Origin of the sequence: Neptuniibacter sp. QD34_54 (assembly GCF_047778055.1) — a bacterium.
Lineage (GTDB): Bacteria > Pseudomonadota > Gammaproteobacteria > Pseudomonadales > Balneatricaceae > Neptuniibacter.
The window spans coordinates 3,821,941-3,841,944 of the sequence record NZ_CP180546.1; the positions used below are offsets into that span (position 1 = coordinate 3,821,941).

The 20,004-nt window shown below is 46.8% G+C and carries 12 protein-coding genes, 2 tRNA genes and 3 rRNA genes; 6 read left to right on the forward strand and 11 right to left on the reverse strand.

The window, feature by feature from the left end; genetic code table 11:
* Positions 1-262 precede the first annotated feature (262 nt).
* The gene (locus ACMXYP_RS17610; RefSeq protein ID WP_415882932.1) at positions 263-460 is read left to right on the forward strand and encodes a PA3496 family putative envelope integrity protein; all 198 of its coding nucleotides are present in this window, start codon (positions 263-265) and stop codon (positions 458-460) included.
* A gap of 77 nt (positions 461-537) precedes the next feature.
* Here the strand turns inward: ACMXYP_RS17610 and ACMXYP_RS17615 are convergent, their stop codons facing one another.
* Positions 538-2,028 (reverse strand): FMN-binding glutamate synthase family protein, encoded by a 1,491-nt coding sequence (locus ACMXYP_RS17615; RefSeq protein WP_415882933.1) that lies wholly within the window; start codon positions 2,026-2,028, stop codon positions 538-540.
* 513 nt (positions 2,029-2,541) lie between these two features.
* Between ACMXYP_RS17615 and folE2 the strand changes: the two genes are divergently transcribed.
* Entirely contained in the window at positions 2,542-3,477 is a 936-nt protein-coding gene (gene folE2 / locus ACMXYP_RS17620) for a GTP cyclohydrolase FolE2 (protein ID WP_415882934.1), read from the forward strand.
* A 56-nt stretch (positions 3,478-3,533) separates the two neighbouring features.
* Here the strand turns inward: folE2 and ACMXYP_RS17625 are convergent, their stop codons facing one another.
* Positions 3,534-4,871 carry a D-serine ammonia-lyase gene (locus ACMXYP_RS17625; protein ID WP_415882935.1) on the reverse strand — a complete coding sequence of 446 codons (1,338 nt, stop codon included), beginning with the start codon at positions 4,869-4,871 and terminating at the stop codon, positions 3,534-3,536.
* Between the two features lie 116 nt (positions 4,872-4,987).
* Here ACMXYP_RS17625 and dsdC point away from each other — a divergent pair, with 116 nt between their 5' ends.
* On the forward strand, positions 4,988-5,917 hold the full coding sequence (dsdC, locus tag ACMXYP_RS17630; RefSeq protein WP_415882936.1) for a DNA-binding transcriptional regulator DsdC: 930 nt from the start codon (positions 4,988-4,990) through the stop codon (positions 5,915-5,917).
* 39 nt (positions 5,918-5,956) lie between these two features.
* Here the strand turns inward: dsdC and glmS are convergent, their stop codons facing one another.
* Together glmS and glmU are read right to left on the reverse strand one after the other, a co-directional pair.
* Positions 5,957-7,780 carry a glutamine--fructose-6-phosphate transaminase (isomerizing) gene (glmS, locus tag ACMXYP_RS17635; protein ID WP_415882937.1) on the reverse strand — a complete coding sequence of 608 codons (1,824 nt, stop codon included), beginning with the start codon at positions 7,778-7,780 and terminating at the stop codon, positions 5,957-5,959.
* Between the two features lie 2 nt (positions 7,781-7,782).
* Positions 7,783-9,150, reverse strand: a complete 1,368-nt coding sequence (gene glmU, locus ACMXYP_RS17640) for a bifunctional UDP-N-acetylglucosamine diphosphorylase/glucosamine-1-phosphate N-acetyltransferase GlmU (RefSeq protein WP_415882938.1) — start codon at positions 9,148-9,150, stop codon at positions 7,783-7,785.
* 100 nt (positions 9,151-9,250) lie between these two features.
* Between glmU and ACMXYP_RS17645 the strand changes: the two genes are divergently transcribed.
* The 3 genes from ACMXYP_RS17645 (at position 9,251) to ACMXYP_RS17655 (ending at position 12,122) form a co-directional block, all read left to right on the forward strand.
* The gene (locus ACMXYP_RS17645; protein ID WP_415882939.1) at positions 9,251-9,991 is read left to right on the forward strand and encodes a TrmB family transcriptional regulator; all 741 of its coding nucleotides are present in this window, start codon (positions 9,251-9,253) and stop codon (positions 9,989-9,991) included.
* Positions 9,992-10,143: 152 nt separating this feature from the next.
* Positions 10,144-11,481, forward strand: coding sequence for a dihydroorotase (locus ACMXYP_RS17650; RefSeq protein ID WP_415882940.1), 1,338 nt, complete (start codon positions 10,144-10,146; stop codon positions 11,479-11,481).
* An 80-nt stretch (positions 11,482-11,561) separates the two neighbouring features.
* Positions 11,562-12,122, forward strand: a complete 561-nt coding sequence (locus ACMXYP_RS17655) for a carbonate dehydratase (RefSeq protein WP_415882941.1) — start codon at positions 11,562-11,564, stop codon at positions 12,120-12,122.
* Positions 12,123-12,309: 187 nt separating this feature from the next.
* Here ACMXYP_RS17655 and rrf read toward each other — a convergent pair.
* The 7 genes from rrf to atpD all read right to left on the reverse strand — a co-directional run bounded on the left by rrf (position 12,310) and on the right by atpD (position 19,967).
* A 5S ribosomal RNA gene (gene rrf, locus ACMXYP_RS17660) occupies positions 12,310-12,425 on the reverse strand.
* Between the two features lie 142 nt (positions 12,426-12,567).
* Positions 12,568-15,454 (reverse strand): 23S ribosomal RNA (locus tag ACMXYP_RS17665).
* 217 nt (positions 15,455-15,671) lie between these two features.
* Positions 15,672-15,747 (reverse strand) — tRNA-Ala (locus ACMXYP_RS17670).
* 24 nt (positions 15,748-15,771) lie between these two features.
* Positions 15,772-15,848 (reverse strand) — tRNA-Ile (locus ACMXYP_RS17675).
* A 68-nt stretch (positions 15,849-15,916) separates the two neighbouring features.
* A 16S ribosomal RNA gene (locus ACMXYP_RS17680) occupies positions 15,917-17,455 on the reverse strand.
* The 16S, 23S and 5S rRNA genes sit together here with 2 tRNA genes alongside, the layout of an rRNA operon.
* Before the next feature lie 677 nt (positions 17,456-18,132).
* A complete protein-coding gene (locus tag ACMXYP_RS17685) occupies positions 18,133-18,558 on the reverse strand; it encodes a F0F1 ATP synthase subunit epsilon (protein ID WP_415882942.1) in 426 nt (141 codons plus the stop codon).
* Between the two features lie 32 nt (positions 18,559-18,590).
* Complete coding sequence (gene atpD, locus ACMXYP_RS17690) at positions 18,591-19,967, reverse strand: F0F1 ATP synthase subunit beta (protein WP_415882943.1); 1,377 nt, start codon at positions 19,965-19,967, stop codon at positions 18,591-18,593.
* Between the last annotated feature and the right edge of the window lie 37 nt (positions 19,968-20,004).

A 20,004-nucleotide genomic window follows, 5' to 3' on the forward strand; every position in this document is an offset into this window, starting at 1 on the left:
ATCTTCCCTTCACCCTTTTGCAACATAGGCTTTTTAATATTCCTCTCGGAATTCGCCGAAAACTGTTTGATATTTGTTCAGAGCTATTATAAAACAGAGATAAGGCTGTATTAAAAAGCGTGTTTGATAGAAATCTTTCTATTAAGCAACTTCACCAGAGCCCCTCATCGAGGAGCGAAGGGTTTATGCCTTAACAAGCATAATCAGTTACTGCTTCGCTCGATGGGCCTTCTGACCGTTAAGATAAGATCAGGAGCTTACTATGCTGCATAAAACTGAAGAGCTTAACGAAACCCAGGTTGAAGTATTCGATCTGCTAGTGGGTTTTGAAGAAGAAGAAAAACTTTCCCGCAAAAAACTCGCAACGCGCCGCGCGCTTAGAGCTCGCCGAGCCATCGAACAACGCCAAGAAGAAAAAGAACTCGCCTCTCACATCGACGAATGTTGGTTTGATGAGTAATATAAAATCACTCGCTATGATTACTTACAAATAAAAACGCCAGTCCTAATGACTGGCGTTTTTGCTTGGGTTGTTTACTAATACTCTGGATAGAGAATATTCAGTGGTATAGACCGACTACCTTCCACCACGATTGCGCAATGCTTACGCTTAAGCTGACGCGGCTCGGTTACACCACAAGAGTGGGCGATCATCTCCACCTCATGTACCAAATGATTGTGATAGTTAGCGACACGATCCGCTTTAACCATCGGCACTAATCCACGCTGCAGATCTGGATCATGGGTAGTGATGCCGGTTGGGCAGGTATTCTTATTACACTGCAACGCCTGAATACAACCGAGAGCAAACATAAAGCCACGTCCCGTTACGGTGAAATCAGCCCCCATACAAAGTGCAGCACCGACATCGGTAGGGTTAATCAATTTACCTGAGGCAATCACACGTACACGCTCACGCAGGTTGTGAGCCATAAGTTTGTTTACCAAAATAGGTAAACTCTCCCGCAGCGGCAGACCTACGCTGTCCATTAACGGCATTGGTGCAGCACCAGTACCACCGTCACAACTGTCTAACGTAATAAAGTCTGGAGCACTCTCTACGCCACGCTTGTTAACCGACTCACAAAATTCATCCAACCACTCAGCATCGCCCAATACCATTTTGAAACCACATGGTTTACCGGTGATACGACGTACCTTTTCAATCATATCAAGCAGGTCATCAATAGAAGCTATATCTGGATGACGGTTTGGGCTTAAAGAATCTTGGCCTACAGGGATACCACGTACCGCTGCAATCTCTGGTGTTACCTTCTCACCCGGCAAGATACCACCTTTACCCGGTTTAGCACCCTGACTCAGTTTGATCTCGAACATCTTAACTTGAGGAAGATCACCTTTCTCTTTTAGCTTTTCCTCAGAGAACTTTCCGTTTTCATCACGCAAACCATATTTTGCAGTGCCAATCTGATAAACAATGTCACAGCCTGATTCCAGGTGGAAAGGCGATACCCCGCCTTCACCTGTGTTCATCCAACAACCTGCTTTCTTAGCCCCCTGAGATAAGGCCTCGATTGCAGGTCGGGATAGCGCACCATAACTCATGCCAGAAATATTAAAAAAAGAAGCTGCATCGTAAGGTGTCTTACAGTAAGGACCTATACGTAAACTCTGCGTTGTTACCGCATCTTCCTTTAAGGTTGGGAAAGGACAGTTTAGAAAATAATAGGTACCAGGAATACGTAGATCACGTGACGAACCAAAGGCAATAGTGCTATCTACATTCTTGGCTGCGCGATAAACCCAAGAGCGTTGCGCACGGTTAAATGGCATCTCCTCGCGATCCATAGCAAAGAAGTACTGACGGAAAAATTCACCAGCATGTTCAAACAGGTAGCGAAAGCGACCAATCAGAGGGTAGTTACGACGGATAGTTTGCGCTGTTTGATGTTTATCGATTTGGTATAAAACTACCGCCACAACGATTGCGACAACAAACAGTACCAAGAACGCAATCCCAACAAACGCGATAAAATTTATAGCAAAGCTCGACATTGAATCATTCATGCTATGGACCTCCTATAGACATAGCACCGCCTCTTAACGAGGTTTTTTCTTTGTTTGTATGCTGTATCGGCTTCTGTGTAAATAGATAAATCAAAATATCCTATAGTTATTAATAGGCTAGCATCCATTATTAACCTTATAAGCGAAAATCCCGCTGTAACATTAAAACTTTCTAACATTTTAAAAGACATACAAAAGCAAGGTATTTAAACGACAAAGGCAGATTTTATGCGCTAAAAAGCGACTTTTTTTGCCTGATATTTGCCAACCCCCTTAATCAAGAGGTATGGTACGTCGCTCTTCTATTTTTTAGACTTTCAGCCTAAGGAATAGTACTTTTTTATAGGTCATATTTACGAATTGAACCTAACCCTGATTCATTTTTGAACAGGCGCTTGTTTTTTCGTTATACGCCCCTATTTAACTAGGTATTGTTTAACGTAAGCCTATTTTCTCTACGTAAGAGCTTACGGATTCAGATTTTGATAACTACCGAATTGGAAGACCTGCTTCATGACCAACTTGCCTGACGTTACCAGCCATCAAAATCCTGAGATTCACGGCTCTCTGGACTGGGTGGGCATGAATGGAATCACCGTCCCTCTGCAATTTGACGATAGTAAACTAGGTGTAAACAGCATCGAAGCACGCGTTAATACCTACGTTAATCTGGTAAACCCAAAGGTTAAAGGCATTCATATGTCGCGCCTTTACCTTGCGCTAAGTAACTTTTTTGAGAATCAAACACTGAATGTTCCTGCGTTAACAGATTTCTTATCCCACCTATTGGATAGCCATCACGATATCTCAACTCAGGTTTTCCTAAACTTTGATTTTGATTTCCTAATCAAGCGCGATGCTCTAAAAAGCGATAACAGCGGTTGGAAAAGCTACTCCACGACGCTACGTGCAACTCTGAAAGATGGCGAAGTAGTTCTGGAACTAGCAACACGCGTTCCGTACTCATCCACTTGTCCGTGTTCAGCAGCATTATCACGTCAGCTATTAGCTCAGGCATTCACTGATGACTTTGCCAACAAAGGCAGCATTAACGTTGAAGACGTAGAGAACTGGTTAAAGTCTGAAAAGGGCTCATTCGCTACGCCCCATAGCCAACGTAGCCAAGCAACAGCTTGGGTTAAACTGGATAAAGATATGGGTGCATTCCCACTTACAGATCTAATAGATCTTGTTGAAGATGCATTAAAAACACCAGTACAAACTGCTGTAAAACGTGCTGACGAACAAGAGTTTGCTCGTTTGAATGGCCATAACTTAATGTTCTGCGAAGACGCTGCACGACGCGTTAAGCAAGCACTACTAAGCCAAGAGCAATACGCGGATTTCTGGTTGAAGGTAGAGCACTTCGAAAGCTTACACGCTCATGATGCAGTAGCTCTTGCGTCTAAAGGTATTGCAGGCGGTTACAGCCCAGCTGATTACAGCTAAGCTTTAAATTCGATAATAAAAAAGGCAGCTTAATAGCTGCCTTTTTTATTTGTAGTTTATGATTTACCAAGCTTGTAGTAACTCTGCCACTCAGATTCTGGCACCATACTTCCACCTGTCGCCCAGATGATATGGGTTGAGTTATCCAGCTTATTCAGCAAGCCATGATTCTGAAGGTAGCTTTCGCCCTGCGAGATCAGATTAATAATGCCTGTCGCTCCCGCCAAAGCCGATGGCTCCAACGCTATATGCTCACTCTCATAAATTTCGGCCAATAACTGATAAAGTGTTTTGTCCTCTACGGTATAAACCCCACTTAACAGTGGCTCCATCACCTTACCAACAAAACCGGAAGCACGACCTACTGCTAGGCCATCAGCACAAGTTTGGTTGTCGATACCTAACTCCTGAACACTGATCTGATCATGTAAGCCAGTATACATACCCACCAACATACAGGGAGATTGAGTTGGCTCAGCAAAGAAGCAATGAACATGATCGCCAAAGAGCAGCTTCAAACCAAAAGCAACACCACCAGGGCCGCCACCGACACCACAAGGCAGATAGATAAACAACGGATGTTCAGCGTCGACCTGAATGTTTTGCTCAGATAGCTGTTTAGCTAGACGTTCTGCAGCAACCGCATAGCCTAAAAACAGGTCATTTGAGTTCTCATCATCAACAAAGTGACAACGCTGCTGGCTGAGCGCTTGTTTGCGCCCCTCTTCTACCGCTTTACTGTAATCGTCTTCATATTCAATGACCTGCACGCCTTTGCTACGTAGTAGGTCTTTCTTCCACTGCCGAGCATCTGCAGACATATGAACCGTCACCGAAAAGCCTAACTCAGCCCCCATAATTCCGATACTAAGCCCAAGGTTGCCGGTTGATCCCACCACAATTTGATACTGACTAAAGAGTTCGCGGCAGACATCACTATTTAGCTTGCTGTAACAGCTATCTTTGCTGATCAGACCGGCCTCTATAGCAACGGTCTCAGCATACTTGAGCACCTCATAGATACCACCACGTGCTTTTATCGAACCAGATATAGGTAGATGGCTGTCACACTTCAACAGCAAACGGCCGGGGAGACTTTGATTAGCTCTTTTCTCTAACTGGTGATGAAATTGAGGCACCTCACACAACGGCGATTCAATCATGCCTTTTTTGGCAGCGGTTTCTGGAAACACTTCCGCCAGATAGGGAGCAAAGCGATTCAATCTTGCCGAGGAATCTTTAACATCAGTTTGCGTCAATGGCAGGTGCGCTGATACTGCAGCAAAGTCCGTAATTTTAGGGTTTATCCAAAGCAACGGCTGAGTTTTCTGAAGCCGCTCCAATAAGGGAAACTTATGTATCAGATCATTTATTTCCTGTCTGTTTAACCCCATGAATCCAGCTCCGATCGAATAAATTTTGTTAATTCCAATTAATGAAATTAGGATAAAACCATTAAACCAGTGCTTATAATTTACAACAAACCATAAAAAAACATCCTTGGATTAAAATGGCTAACCTGAACCTCTCTCACTTGAATAGCGCCGTGCTCGCTAACCTGCAATGCTTCAGCAGCGCAGCCAAGCACCTCAGCTTTACCCTAGCGGCAGAAGAGTTAAGTCTTACTCAAGGAGCCATTAGCCAACGGATACGTAAACTGGAAGAACAACTCGGTTTTGCCCTGTTCTTACGCTACAACCGTCGCCTACAGCTCACAGCCGAGGGCGAAAGACTCCTGATACAAACCAATAACAGCCTGACAGAACTCGATAATCTGATTCGGGATATCCATACCCAAGGGCTTGCCGGTGAACTCTCACTCTCTGTCCCCCCTTCCTTTGCTTCGCAATGGTTGCTGGAAAAATTGGCGGACTTCTCTCAGCTCTACCCACAGATTTTTATCCGTATGGAAACCCATAGCCGCCTGATCGACTTTTATGCCGAACAGATCGATCTAGCGATCTATTATGGTCAAAGCGAGTACCCGGGGTTGCTTAGTTGGCCACTCATGGATGAACAGCTCATTCCCGTTTGTACCAAAGACTTCGCAGATAAACATGACTTATTGGATAGGCCAGAAAAACTAAAACACTGCCCTCTATTACATGATGCTCAAGCATGGCCTGAAGCTGGCCCTTATTCAGAATGGTCCTACTGGGCCGATCAACAAACATTGAACCTAGTTCTAAAACAGGGGCACTGCTTTGATAAGTCAGAACATGCAGTGAATGCAGCTAAATCAGGTTTAGGCGTTGCTATGGGGCGTAAGCAGCTAATCGAAAAAGCACTGAACAGTGGGGAATTGATAAACCCATTTGGAGAATTAAAGCCGATCCAATCTCAACAAGGCTATTTTCTGGTCACCCATGAAGACAGGAAGGAGCAGCCTATTATCAAGGCATTTAGGGAGTGGATTCTGGAAAAAGTACAGGCCCACTGAACAGTGAGCCTGTTATAGAGGTCTTATTAGCTAAAGCTGTTACTCAACCGTTACCGACTTAGCCAAATTTCGTGGCTGATCCACGTCCGTGCCTTTCAAAATTGCTACATGATAAGAGAGCAACTGTAGCGGAATGGTGTATAGCACGGGCTGCATGATCTCATCACATACAGGCATATTCAGTACATAAGTGCCTTCTTCTGATTGCACTTTGTCAGAGCCTGCGAAGACAAACAGTTCACCACCACGAGCGCGGACTTCCTGTAGGTTTGCCTTCAGCTTATCCAGCATATCATTCTGCGGAGCGACTGCGACAACTGGCATCTCTTTATCGACCAACGCCAATGGGCCGTGTTTTAGCTCACCTGCTGGGTAAGACTCCGCATGGATATAAGAGATCTCTTTCAGCTTAAGCGCACCCTCTTTTGCCACAGGGTACAAAGTGCCGCGGCCTAGGAACAGTGAATGATTCTTTTCAGCAAAAGATTGCGCCATCTGCTCTATATCACTATCCATTGCTAGAGCTTGCTGAACCTGTTCAGGAAGCTTTTTAAGCGCGGTGATGATGGCTGCTTCAGTTTCTTCGGTTAAGCCATTACGACGGCCAAGTGCGATTGTCGTTAGCATCAACGCCACTAATTGTGTCGTAAACGCTTTAGTCGACGCCACACCAATCTCTGGACCCGCGTTAGTCATCAAGGTCAGATCTGATTCACGCACCAAAGAGCTGCCCGGAACGTTGCAGATAACCAGGGACGCCAAAACACGATCCTGAATTTCACGTAGCGCAGCTAACGTATCTGCTGTTTCACCAGACTGTGAAATGGTCAGGAATAGCGTACCTTCAGGAATCACAACTGAACGGTAACGGTACTCACTGGCAACCTCGACCATACATGGGATACCGACGAGATCTTCTATCCAGTACTTAGCAATCAAACCCGCATGGTAACTCGTACCACAAGCAATGATCTGTACCTGCTTAACCTGATCAAACACTTCTGCTGCTTTAACGCCGAAGCATTGTTCCAGCAGTTTATCTTCACTGATACGCCCTTCTAAACACGCTTTGATCACTTCTGGCTGCTCATAGGTCTCTTTAAGCATATAGTGCTTAAATTCACCTTTATCCGCAGAGCTTACACCGTGTTCAAACTGGCTAACTTCACGCTCTACTTTTTTACCGGAGATATCCGTTACCGTGATATCTGCCGCCGTCAGGGTCGCAACATCACCATCCTCCAAGAACATAAAACGGTCTGTTACTTGTAATAACGCTAGTTGATCGGAGGCGATAAAGTTCTCGCCAATACCAACACCGATCACCAACGGGCTACCTTTACGCGCGGTTACCAACTGGGAAGGATCTGCTTTTTCGATCACGCCCAACGCGTAAGCACCTTCAAGCTGGCCAATAATATTGGAAACGGCAGTGTGCAAAGAGCTGGTTGATTTAAGCTCTCTAGCAAGTAAGTGTGCAATTACTTCAGTATCAGTTTCTGAGCTAAATTTATAACCATCGTTTTGCAGATCGGCTTTTAGCTCTTCAAAATTCTCGATAATACCGTTGTGTACGACTGCCAGTTGGTCACCGGACATATGCGGATGAGCATTCGCTTCACAAGGTACACCGTGAGTCGCCCAACGGGTATGTGCGATACCTGTTGTACCCACTAGAGGCTGCTCTTGTAAGGCATCAGAGAGCGCTTGAACCTTGCCATTACGGCGACAACGTTGAATACCCGCTTCGGTCTGCAATGCGACGCCAGCAGAGTCATAGCCGCGATATTCCAAACGACGCAAACCTTCTAGCAGGATTTCCTGAACAGGCCTAGCTGCAACAGCGCCTACAATTCCACACATGCTTAGTTTCCTTTCTTCTTAGGACGCGGCCAGTTTTTCAATTCAGTTTGTTTTGCACGAGTAATCGCAAGCGCATCATCGGATACAGGTTTAGCAATCGTTGAACCTGCGCCGACAGTCGCCATAGCGCCCACTTTAACCGGTGCAACCAGCGCAGTATTAGAACCAATAAATGCGTTGTCACCGATTTCTGTCAGCGACTTATTTACGCCGTCGTAGTTACAAGTAATAGTACCGGCGCCGATGTTTACATCTTTACCCAGTACAGCATCGCCCACATAGGAAAGGTGATTGATCTTACTTCCTTCACCCACAATCGCTTTTTTGGTCTCTACAAAGTTTCCAACCTTAGCTTTAGCAGAAAGCTGAGTGCCTGGGCGTAAACGAGCAAACGGACCGATATCGCAAGATTCAGCAATCACAGCATCTTCAATCACTGTATTTGCCTTGATACGAGTACCCGCTGCAACAGTACAGTTTTTCAGGTAACAGTTTGGTTCGATTACAACATCGTCACCCAGAACAACATCACCCTCTAAAACAACGTTTACATCGATCAGAAGGTCCTGACCAATAGAGACATTACCGCGCACATCAACACGCGCCGGATCAGCCAACGTTGCACCGTTCACCATCAACCATTCAGCACGTTGCAACTGATACCAGCGTTCTAGTTCAGCCAACTGAACGCGGTTGTTAACCCCTTGGACTTCCTCTTCAGCTTCAGGCTGAATCGCGCTGATCTTCACGCCACCATTGGCAGCCATCGCGATGATATCAGTCAGATAATATTCGCCTTGCGCATTTTCAGAGGATAGCTGCGGTAACCAATCAGCAAGATACTGGCTCTTAACCGCTAAAATTCCGGTATTTACTTCATTGATCAGGTGCTGCTCTGGCGAAGCATCTTTATGCTCAACAATCGCCACAACTTTGTCTTCGCTATTACGTACGATGCGGCCGTAACCGGTAGGATCTTTTAGATTCACTGTCAGTAGTGCCAAATCCCCTGTAGCGGCGATATCCACCATCTCTTGCATAGTGGCAGCTTGTGTTAGCGGCACATCGCCATAAAGCACAAGCACAACACTGTCTTCAGCCACTTCAGGCATCGCCTGAGCCACCGCATGCCCTGTACCTTTTTGTTCTGCCTGCAAAGCAAAGTTAAGCGCTTGACCCTGCAGCTCTTCACATAATTTATCCGCGCCATGACCGATCACAACGTGCGTATTCACACCCTGCAGTGACGATGCGGTATCGATTACATGTTGCACCATCGCTTTACCGCCAACCTTGTGCAGTACTTTAGGGAGTTTGGATTTCATACGGCTACCCTGACCAGCAGCCAAAATGACAACGTCTACAGACATAGTCTTACCTTTCCTTTGTAGGTTTACGCTTTATTTTAATCGCACTTTAAAGTAAAACTAAAACCATACAATCCCTTTTGTCACAAATTTTATGACAATTATGAATAACGACGTTTTTAAAATATTGGGCTTAAACCCTAGAGAAATTGAGATCTATAAAGCCTTATTGACCTTAGGGGCAAGTTCTATACGAACAATTGCTGACAAATCAGGGGTTAATCGCGGTAGTGCCTATGAAAGTCTCAAAGAGATGCAGCAAAAAGGGATTGTGACCTATCAACCTAAAGGCAAGCGACGTTTATTCGCCCCTGTAGATCCAGATATTCTTTTACAGCTGGCTGAAGATCGTCGACAGAACTTAGATAAAGCGATCGACGAGCTGAAACAAAGCATTATTCCTGAGCTGCAGCACCTTAAACCTGACTTTAATACTGCCAATGTCAGCTTCTATGAAGGCGATGACGGTATAGAGCACGTACTGAAAGACATTCTGGTTACGGTGTCTAGCTCAGATGCTGATAGCTACTCAGTCTTCTCCTCCAAGCCGATCAGGAAGCACCTCTATCGACCCTTCCCTAACTTCACTAACCAGCGCATACAACGTGGTATTAACGTACGCGCCATTGCAATCGGTGATGGAGGTGAAGACGCTCTGCTATCAGAACGTAAGTGGATCAAAACGGAAGGTAAAGTAGATGCAGCTTATATCGCGATCTACCCACCTAAATGTGCAATCATCTCACTCGCTTCAGAAAACTACCCAACAGCGGTAGTGATTGATTCGCCGGAAGTAGCCGGTGCTCAGAAAATCATCTTTGATACGCTATGGCGACTGCTGTAGCTCACCTAAAAATATCACACTCTCCTTAACAGCTAAAACGATCTCAATTGCCTCCTTTTAATTGAGTTATATTATAACATTACACTTCATGTCATAATTGGCCGGGTTTATAGCCACTCACCCGAAGTACGAGACACAAAGGTATTGCAGCAATGAAAGACACATTGATTAAGAACGCGATCATTATCAATGAAGGCGAACAAAGAGAAGTCGATCTAAGAATTAAAGACCAAAGAATCGATCTAATTGCTGCTGATATAGACGCTAAAGCTACCGACACAGTTATCGATGCTAAGGGGTGCTGGCTACTTCCAGGAATGATCGACGATCAGGTGCATTTCCGTGAACCAGGCTTAACACATAAAGGCAGTATCGCAACCGAATCGCGCGCGGCAGTTGCCGGAGGCATCACTAGCTATATGGAGATGCCAAATGTTAACCCTTCAACAACCAATGCAGCTGCACTAGAGAATAAATACAATATTGCGGCGCAAAACTCGGCAGCAAACTATGCATTCTATCTAGGAGCAACAGAAGATAACTTAGACGATATAAAAGCCTTAGATCCGACCAAAACCTGTGGCGTAAAAGTGTTTATGGGTGCCTCTACCGGTAACCTACTCGTCGAGAACCCAACCGCTTTAGAAGGGATCTTCCGTGAAAGCCCTGTCTTGATCGTTACACATTGCGAAAGCGGCCCGGTCATCGCCAACAACCTAAAACGTGTTCAAGACACCGGACGTAAGATTACGATACACGACCATCCTATTATTCGTGATGATGAAGCCTGCCTTGCTTCCTCATCTTACGCAGTAGAACTAGCAAAGAAATACCAAAGCAATCTTCATGTTCTGCATATCACTACAGAAAAAGAGCTGAGCTTATTTCAATCAGGCCCTGTCCAAGGCAAGAAGATCACAGCAGAAGCTTGCGTACATCATCTATGGTTTAGTGCTGAAGATTACGAAACGCGCGGTAACTTAATTAAATGCAACCCAGCAATTAAATCCCTACAGGATCGCAATGCACTGCTAAATGCACTTAAAACTGGGCAGATCGATATCATCGCAACCGATCACGCTCCGCACACACTGACCGAGAAGCTGGTTGATTATTCAGATGCACCAGCAGGCCTTCCCCTTGTCCAACACGCTCTACTAACCTTATTAGAGCACGTTAATTTAGGCCGTATGTCGATCGAACAAGTTGTCGAGAAAGTATGCCATAACCCTGCTATCCGTTATGGTGTTTTAGAACGTGGATTTATTCGCGAGGGTTACTTTGCCGATCTAGTTCTGGTTGATCCGAAAAAATCGACATTGGTAAGCCATGCGAATAGCCTATACCACTGTGAATGGACTCCGTTTGACGGCCTAGAATTCTCGGGTCAGATAAAATCGACTTGGGTAAATGGACACCTGGTATATGATGGTACACAGACACTAGTTCAGGAAGGCGTTGCTAAACCATTAGCCTTTTCTGGTCTATAACAGTCTAAAGATACGCTTAACTTCTAATAAAAAATAACAAAGCCTCTATCACCTGTTAGAGGCAACAATTAGGAGCAACAATGCTTAGAAAGTGTCCGGCGGGTTACTACCCAGAAGTGTCAGACAAGGCCTTTATTGACCCTACAGCCATCGTTTGTGGCCGTGTGATTATCGAAGATAATGTTTTTGTTGGCCCTTACGCTGTAATCAGAGCCGATGAGGTTGATGCATCAGGTGATATGCAGCCCGTACTGATCAAACAAGGCTCTAATCTTCAAGATGGCGTAGTGATTCACTCAAAGGCCGGTGCAGAAGTTATAGTAGGTGAGCGTACCTCTATCGCCCATCGCTCGATTGTACATGGCCCATGTACAGTCGGTGACGATGTCTTTATCGGCTTTAACAGTGTCGTCTTCCGCTGCCATATAGGCGACGGTAGTGTGATTAGACACAATGCCGTAGTCGAAGGGGTCGATCTACCAGAACGCTCTCACGTGCCTCCTATGACGGCCATAGCGCATGAATCTGATCTAGCGTCGGTCGAAAAGGTATCGCCTGAATTCTCTTCGTTTTCAGAATCCGTCGTCTCAGCCAACCATGTGCTAGTCGAAGGCTATAAAGAGCTAGGCGACGAGCTCTAACAGCCTTCAATCTTTTCTTTTAGCTCCATCAAATCAGGCACCCTTGGGTTGTCTTTTTATTAGGATGTTAGTTGCTAGTGAGTGTATGTGGGTTAAGCCTAGTATAACCACTTCGTTCAGTATTGTTTTAGCTCCACAACGAAAAAACCCCGATCACATCGTGACCGGGGTTTTCTCTTAATTAAATGCTTGGCGATGACCTACTCTCACATGGGGAAGCCCCACACTACCATCGGCGATGTTGCGTTTCACGTCTGAGTTCGGGATGGATTCAGGTGGTTCCACAACTCTATGGTCGCCAAGCAAAACTGTTACAACTTAGATCTGATTCTTCTTTTATTTGATCTAGATAGTTTATCGACTGTAGCTTAACTACGCGCTAATTCGTTACTCTCTATCGTCTTACGTATCTTACAAGTCACTTGCCAAACGCCTTGGGCGTTATATGGTCAAGCCTCACGGGCAATTAGTATTGGTTAGCTCAACGCCTCACAGCGCTTCCACACCCAACCTATCAACGTCGTAGTCTTCAACGGCCCTTTAGGGGAATCAAGTTCCCAGTGAGATCTCATCTTGAAGGAGGCTTCCCGCTTAGATGCTTTCAGCGGTTATCCCGTCCGAACGTAGCTACCCGGCAATGCAATTGGCATCACAACCGGTACACCAGAGGTTCGTTCACTCCGGTCCTCTCGTACTAGGAGCAACTCTTCTCAAATCTCAAACGCCCACGGCAGATAGGGACCGAACTGTCTCACGACGTTCTAAACCCAGCTCGCGTACCACTTTAAATGGCGAACAGCCATACCCTTGGGACCGGCTTCAGCCCCAGGATGTGATGAGCCGACATCGAGGTGCCAAACACCGCCGTCGATGTGAACTCTTGGGCGGTATCAGCCTGTTATCCCCGGAGTACCTTTTATCCGTTGAGCGATGGCCCTTCCATACAGAACCACCGGATCACTAGAACCTACTTTCGTACCTGCTCGACGTGTCTGTCTCGCAGTCAAGCACCCTTCTACTCTTGCGCTCATTGCATGATTTCCGACCATGCTGAGGGTACCTTCGTGCTCCTCCGTTACTCTTTGGGAGGAGACCGCCCCAGTCAAACTACCCACCACACAATGTCCCCGATCCCGCTTAGGGAACTGGGTTAGAACCTCAACATTACCAGGCTGGTATTTCAAAGGTGGCTCCACCCTATCTGGCGACAGGGTTTCAAAGCCTCCCAGCTATTCTACACAAGTAATGTCAAAGTCCACTGTGAAGCTGTAGTAAAGGTTCACGGGGTCTTTCCGTCTAGCCGCGGGTAAACTGCATCTTAACAGCTATTTCAATTTCACTGAGTCTCGGGTGGAGACAGTGTGGCCATCGTTACGCCATTCGTGCAGGTCGGAACTTACCCGACAAGGAATTTCGCTACCTTAGGACCGTTATAGTTACGGCCGCCGTTTACCGGGGCTTCGATCAAGAGCTTCGCGCAAGCGCTAACCCCATCAATTAACCTTCCGGCACCGGGCAGGCGTCACACCCTATACGTCCTCTTTCGAGTTTGCAGAGTGCTATGTTTTTAATAAACAGTCGCAGCCACCTGGTATCTTCGACCGGCCTCAGCTTAGGGAGTAAATCCCATCACCAAAACCGGCGCACCTTCTCCCGAAGTTACGGTGCCATTTTGCCTAGTTCCTTCACCCGAGTTTTCTCATACGCCTTAGTATTCTCTACCTGACCACCTGTGTCGGTTTAGGGTACGGTTAGTCATAACCTGAAGCTTAGAGGATTTTCCTGGAAGCATGGCATCAACTACTTCAGTCCATAAAGGACCTCGTCATCGATTCTCGGTCTTAAAAGAGCCCGGATTTACCTAAGCTCTAAACCTACTATCTTAAACGCGGACAACCAACGCCGCGCTAGCCTAGCCTTCTCCGTCCCCCCATCGCAGTTATGAGCAGTACAGGAATATTAACCTGTTTCCCATCGGATACGCTCTTCAGCCTCTCCTTAGGGGCCGACTCACCCTACCTCGAATAGCGTTGGATAGGAACCCTTGGTCTTCCGGCGGGGAGGGTTTTCACCTCCCTTATCGTTACTCATGTCAGCATTCGCACTTCTGATACCTCCACGGTGCCTTACAGCTTCCGCTTCAACAGCTTACAGAACGCTCCTCTACCATGCACAAAGTGCATCCGTAGCTTCGGTGTTATGCTTAGCCCCGTTATATCTTCCGCGCGGGCCGACTCGACTAGTGAGCTATTACGCTTTCTTTAAAGGGTGGCTGCTTCTAAGCCAACCTCCTAGCTGTCTAAGCCTTCCCACATCGTTTCCCACTTAGCATAAACTTTGGGACCTTAGCTGACGGTCTGGGTTGTTTCCCTTTCCACGACGGACGTTAGCACCCGCCGTGTGTCTCCCGTGATTGAACTCATGGGTATTCGGAGTTTGCATCGGGTTGGTAAGTCGGGATGACCCCCTAGCCGAAACAGTGCTCTACCCCCATGGTTAGACACGAGGCACTACCTAAATAGTTTTCGAGGAGAACCAGCTATCTCCGAGTTTGATTAGCCTTTCACTCCTATCCACAAGTCATCCGCTGGCTTTTCAACGACAGTCGGTTCGGTCCTCCAATGCATGTTACTGCATCTTCAACCTGCCCATGGATAGATCACTCGGTTTCGGGTCTACTCCTAGCGACTGGACGCCCTATTAAGACTCGGTTTCCCTACGGCTCCGCAAATGCTTAACCTTGCCACTAAAAGTAAGTCGCTGACCCATTATACAAAAGGTACGCAGTCACCGTCCGAAAACGGCTCCCACTGCTTGTACGTACACGGTTTCAGGGTCTATTTCACTCCCCTCACAGGGGTTCTTTTCGCCTTTCCCTCACGGTACTGGTTCACTATCGGTCAGTCAGGAGTATTTAGCCTTGGAGGATGGTCCCCCCATATTCAGACAGCGTTTCACGTGTGCCGTCCTACTCGATTTCACTTTAAAAGACCTTTCACATACGGGGCTATCACCCACTATGGCCACACTTTCCAGAGTGTTCTGTTAAATCTAATAAAGCTTAAGGGCTAGTCCCCGTTCGCTCGCCGCTACTTAGGGAATCTCGGTTGATTTCTTTTCCTCTGGGTACTTAGATGTTTCAGTTCCCCAGGTTCGCCTCTAATAACCTATGTATTCAGTTAAAAGATACCTATAAATAGGTGGGTTTCCCCATTCGGAAATGTCCGGATCAAAGGTTGTTTACCACCTCCCCGAACCTTATCGCAGGTTACAACGTCCTTCATCGCCTCTGACTGCCAAGGCATCCACCGTGCACGCTTAGTCACTTGACCATATAACCCGAAGGCGTCTGGAATCACAGTAACTTGTATTGCTAGTAACGATAGATTTCGCCGAATTGGCGCATGCAGTAAAACTACATGTCTTAAATCTAAATCAAATGAATCAAATCCAAATTGTTAAAGAGCGTTTAAAGCAAAAAAGCTTTAAAAGATAATGTCTTAAACGACAATATGTTTTAAAACTCTTCCTTCTCATCCGCAAGGATGATGGTGGAGCTATGCGGGATCGAACCGCAGACCTCCTGCGTGCAAAGCAGGCGCTCTCCCAGCTGAGCTATAGCCCCAAGAAAAACAGTAAGGCTATTGATTGGTAGGCCTGAGTGGACTTGAACCACCGACCTCACCCTTATCAGGGGTGCGCTCTAACCAGCTGAGCTACAAGCCTACACCGTTGCTCTTAACTTCTCTGATCAGATAATTCGTGTGAACGCTTGCCGAGAATCGGCTTTCGTTTAAGGAGGTGATCCAGCCCCAGGTTCCCCTAGGGCTACCTTGTTACGACTTCACCCCAGTCATGAACCACACCGTGGTAACCGCCCTCCCGAAGGTTAAGCTAGCTACTTCTGGTGCAATCCACTCCCATGGTGTGACGGGCGGTGTGTACAAGGCCCGGGAACGTATTCACCGCGACATTCTGATTCGCGATTACTAGCGATTCCGACTTCATGGAGTCGAGTTGCAGACTCCAATCCGGACTACGACCGGTTTTCTGAGATTAGCTTACCCTCGCAGGTTCGCGGCCCTCTGTACCGGCCATTGTAGCACGTGTGTAGCCCAACTCGTAAGGGCCATGATGACTTGACGTCGTCCCCACCTTCCTCCGGTTTGTCACCGGCAGTCTCCTTAGAGTTCCCACCCGAAGTGCTGGCAAATAAGGACAAGGGTTGCGCTCGTTACGGGACTTAACCCAACATTTCACAACACGAGCTGACGACAGCCATGCAGCACCTGTCTCAGAGTTCCCGAAGGCACGAAACTATCTCTAGTAACTTCTCTGGATGTCAAGAGTTGGTAAGGTTCTTCGCGTTGCGTCGAATTAAACCACATGCTCCACCGCTTGTGCGGGCCCCCGTCAATTCATTTGAGTTTTAACCTTGCGGCCGTACTCCCCAGGCGGTCTACTTATCGCGTTAGCTGCGCCACTAAAAGATCAAGTCTCCCAACGGCTAGTAGACATCGTTTACGGCGTGGACTACCAGGGTATCTAATCCTGTTTGCTCCCCACGCTTTCGCACCTCAGTGTCAATATCGGTCCAGGTAGTCGCCTTCGCCACTGGTGTTCCTTCCTATATCTACGCATTTCACCGCTACACAGGAAATTCCACTACCCTCTACCGTATTCTAGATTGGCAGTATCAGGTGCAGTTCCAAGGTTGAGCCCTGGGCTTTCACATCTGACTGACCAATCCACCTACGCGCGCTTTACGCCCAGTAATTCCGATTAACGCTCGCACCCTCCGTATTACCGCGGCTGCTGGCACGGAGTTAGCCGGTGCTTCTTCTGCAGTTAACGTCACAGCTAGCAGGTATTAACTACTAACCTTTCCTCACTGCTGAAAGTGCTTTACAACCCTAGGGCCTTCTTCACACACGCGGCATGGCTGCATCAGGCTTGCGCCCATTGTGCAATATTCCCCACTGCTGCCTCCCGTAGGAGTCTGGACCGTGTCTCAGTTCCAGTGTGGCTGATCATCCTCTCAGACCAGCTAGAGATCGTCGCCTTGGTGAGCCATTACCTCACCAACTAGCTAATCTCACGCAGGCTCATCCAATAGTGCAAGGTCCGAAGATCCCCTGCTTTCCCCTTAGGGCGTATGCGGTATTAGACCAAATTTCTCTGGCTTATCCCCCGCTACTGGGTAGATTCCTACGCGTTACTCACCCGTCCGCCACTCGTCATCAACTAGCAAGCTAGTCATGTTACCGTTCGACTTGCATGTGTTAGGCCTGCCGCCAGCGTTCAATCTGAGCCATGATCAAACTCTTCAGTTTAAATCATTTGTGTTACCAGGAATGTGGTAACGGGCTCTAGTACTAAACAACCGGATAACATTCTTAAGAACGTTAAACCTTTGTAAATCGCTTTAAATGAATTCACTTGGTTGCTTGTCTAGAAAAAGTTTGCTTCTTCTCAACAAGCGCCCACACGAATTATCTGATCAAATTGTTAAAGAGCGTTGCTTTCTTGACTCTCCGCTGAATCAGCGTTTCGTCTCAAGCGAGGCGCATATTCTACTTTGCGCTCATTCAAAGTCAACCGTTTATTTTGCAATTTTGTAAAAAGTTTTTACTCAGCAACCGGACTTTGAATCCTGCTCCGTAAGCAATCTTAAAAACCAATGTTTTCAACCACTTACCAAGCACCTCACTCAGCTCTGCAGCCCCTTAAAAAGCGGCCTCCCTAAGCAAGGACGGCGAATTCTACAGATATATAAAAAGGCGTCAACACTTAATTTAAAAAAATTGGCATCTGGTTAAGGCTGGCACCTGTAAGCTTTGCGTTTTTTCAAATGCGTAATGTTAAAAGGTGTCCTATAAAACGGGTTAACTCCATAGTTGTACCCTTGCAAATAACAAACATTGAGAATTTTTTGTGTCTGCCCCAAGCAGAAACAAAAAAGGCAACCCGAAGGTTGCCTTTTAGAACTAATGATTTGTAAGAGTCAGTCTTAACGACCAAGCTTCTTACGAATCTGCTGTAGGGTACGAAGCTGAGCCGCAGCTTCAGCCAGCTGACTCGCTGCTTTAGAGTATTCGAACTCTGCAGTTTTATCAGACATCGCCTGTTCAGCATGTTTCTGTGCTTCTTGAGCTTTCGCTTCATTAAGGTCTGCAGCATGTAGAGCAGTGTCTGCAAGTACAGTTACCTTATGAGGCTGAACTTCAATGAAGCCACCGGATACGTAGAAGATATCCTGTTCGCCACCCTGTTTGCGTAGCTCGACAGGGCCTGGTTTTAGTTCCGTCAGAAGCGGAGCGTGACCTGGATATACACCCAGATCACCCAGGCTACCTGTTACGGATACGAATTCAATAAGGCCAGAGAATAGTTCTTCTTCAGCACTTACGATGTCGCAATGAACAGTCATAGCCATATTTATACCTCGTAAAGGTTAGCTAAAGGCAATTACATGCCTTTAGCTTTCTCGATCGCTTCGTCGATACCACCGACCATGTAGAACGCCTGCTCTGGCAGATCGTCGTACTGGCCTTCCAGGATGCCTTTAAAGCCGCTGATAGTTTCTTTCAGTGGCACGTATTTACCAGGAGCACCGGTGAATACTTCAGCTACGAAGAACGGCTGAGATAGGAAACGTTGCATCTTACGAGCACGTGCTACCAAAGCTTTATCTTCTTCAGACAGTTCGTCCATACCTAGAATCGCGATGATGTCTTTCAGCTCTTTATAGCGCTGTAGTACACCCTGAACGTTACGAGCGATCTCGTAGTGTTCTTGACCGATTACTAGTGGGTCTAGCTGACGAGATGTAGAGTCCAGTGGATCTACCGCTGGGTAGATACCTAGCTCTGCGATTTGACGAGACAATACTACTGTTGCGTCAAGGTGAGAGAAGGTTGTCGCTGGAGACGGGTCAGTCAAGTCATCGGCTGGTACGTATACCGCCTGGATAGACGTGATGGAACCAGTCTTAGTAGAAGTGATACGCTCCTGAAGAACGCCCATCTCTTCTGCTAGAGTTGGCTGGTAACCTACCGCTGAAGGCATACGACCTAGAAGTGCTGATACCTCAGTACCCGCTAGTGTGTAACGGTAGATGTTGTCTACGAACAACAATACGTCACGACCTTCGTCACGGAATTTCTCAGCCATAGTCAGGCCAGTCAACGCTACACGTAGACGGTTACCTGGAGGCTCATTCATCTGACCGTATACTAGAGATACTTTATCCAATACGTTGGATTCTTTCATCTCGTAGTAGAAGTCGTTACCCTCACGAGTACGCTCACCTACACCGGCAAATACGGAGAAACCTGAGTGCTCGATCGCGATGTTACGGATCAGCTCCATCATGTTTACGGTTTTACCTACACCCGCACCACCGAACAGACCAACTTTACCACCCTTAGCGAACGGACATACAAGGTCGATTACCTTGATACCAGTTTCTAGTAGTTCGTTAGATGCAGACTGCTCATCGTAAGAAGGCGCTTTACGGTGAATAGGCATACGCTCTTCTTCACCGATTTCGCCACATTCATCAATTGGGTTACCCAATACGTCCATGATACGACCCAGTGTTGCTGTACCAACAGGTACAGATACTGGAGCACCAGTGTTTGCAACTTCCAAACCACGGCTTACGCCTTCTGTTTGGCCCATTGCAATCGCACGTACAACACCATCACCCAGCTGTTGCTGAACTTCAAGTGTCAGGCCGGTTTTAGATACAGTTAATGCATCGTAAACCTTCGGTACAGAGTCACGTGGGAATTCCACGTCTACTACCGCGCCGATAATCTGAACAATAGTTCCGCTACTCATGTTCGGATCCTCTTAAAATTTAACCTGTGACCTGTTA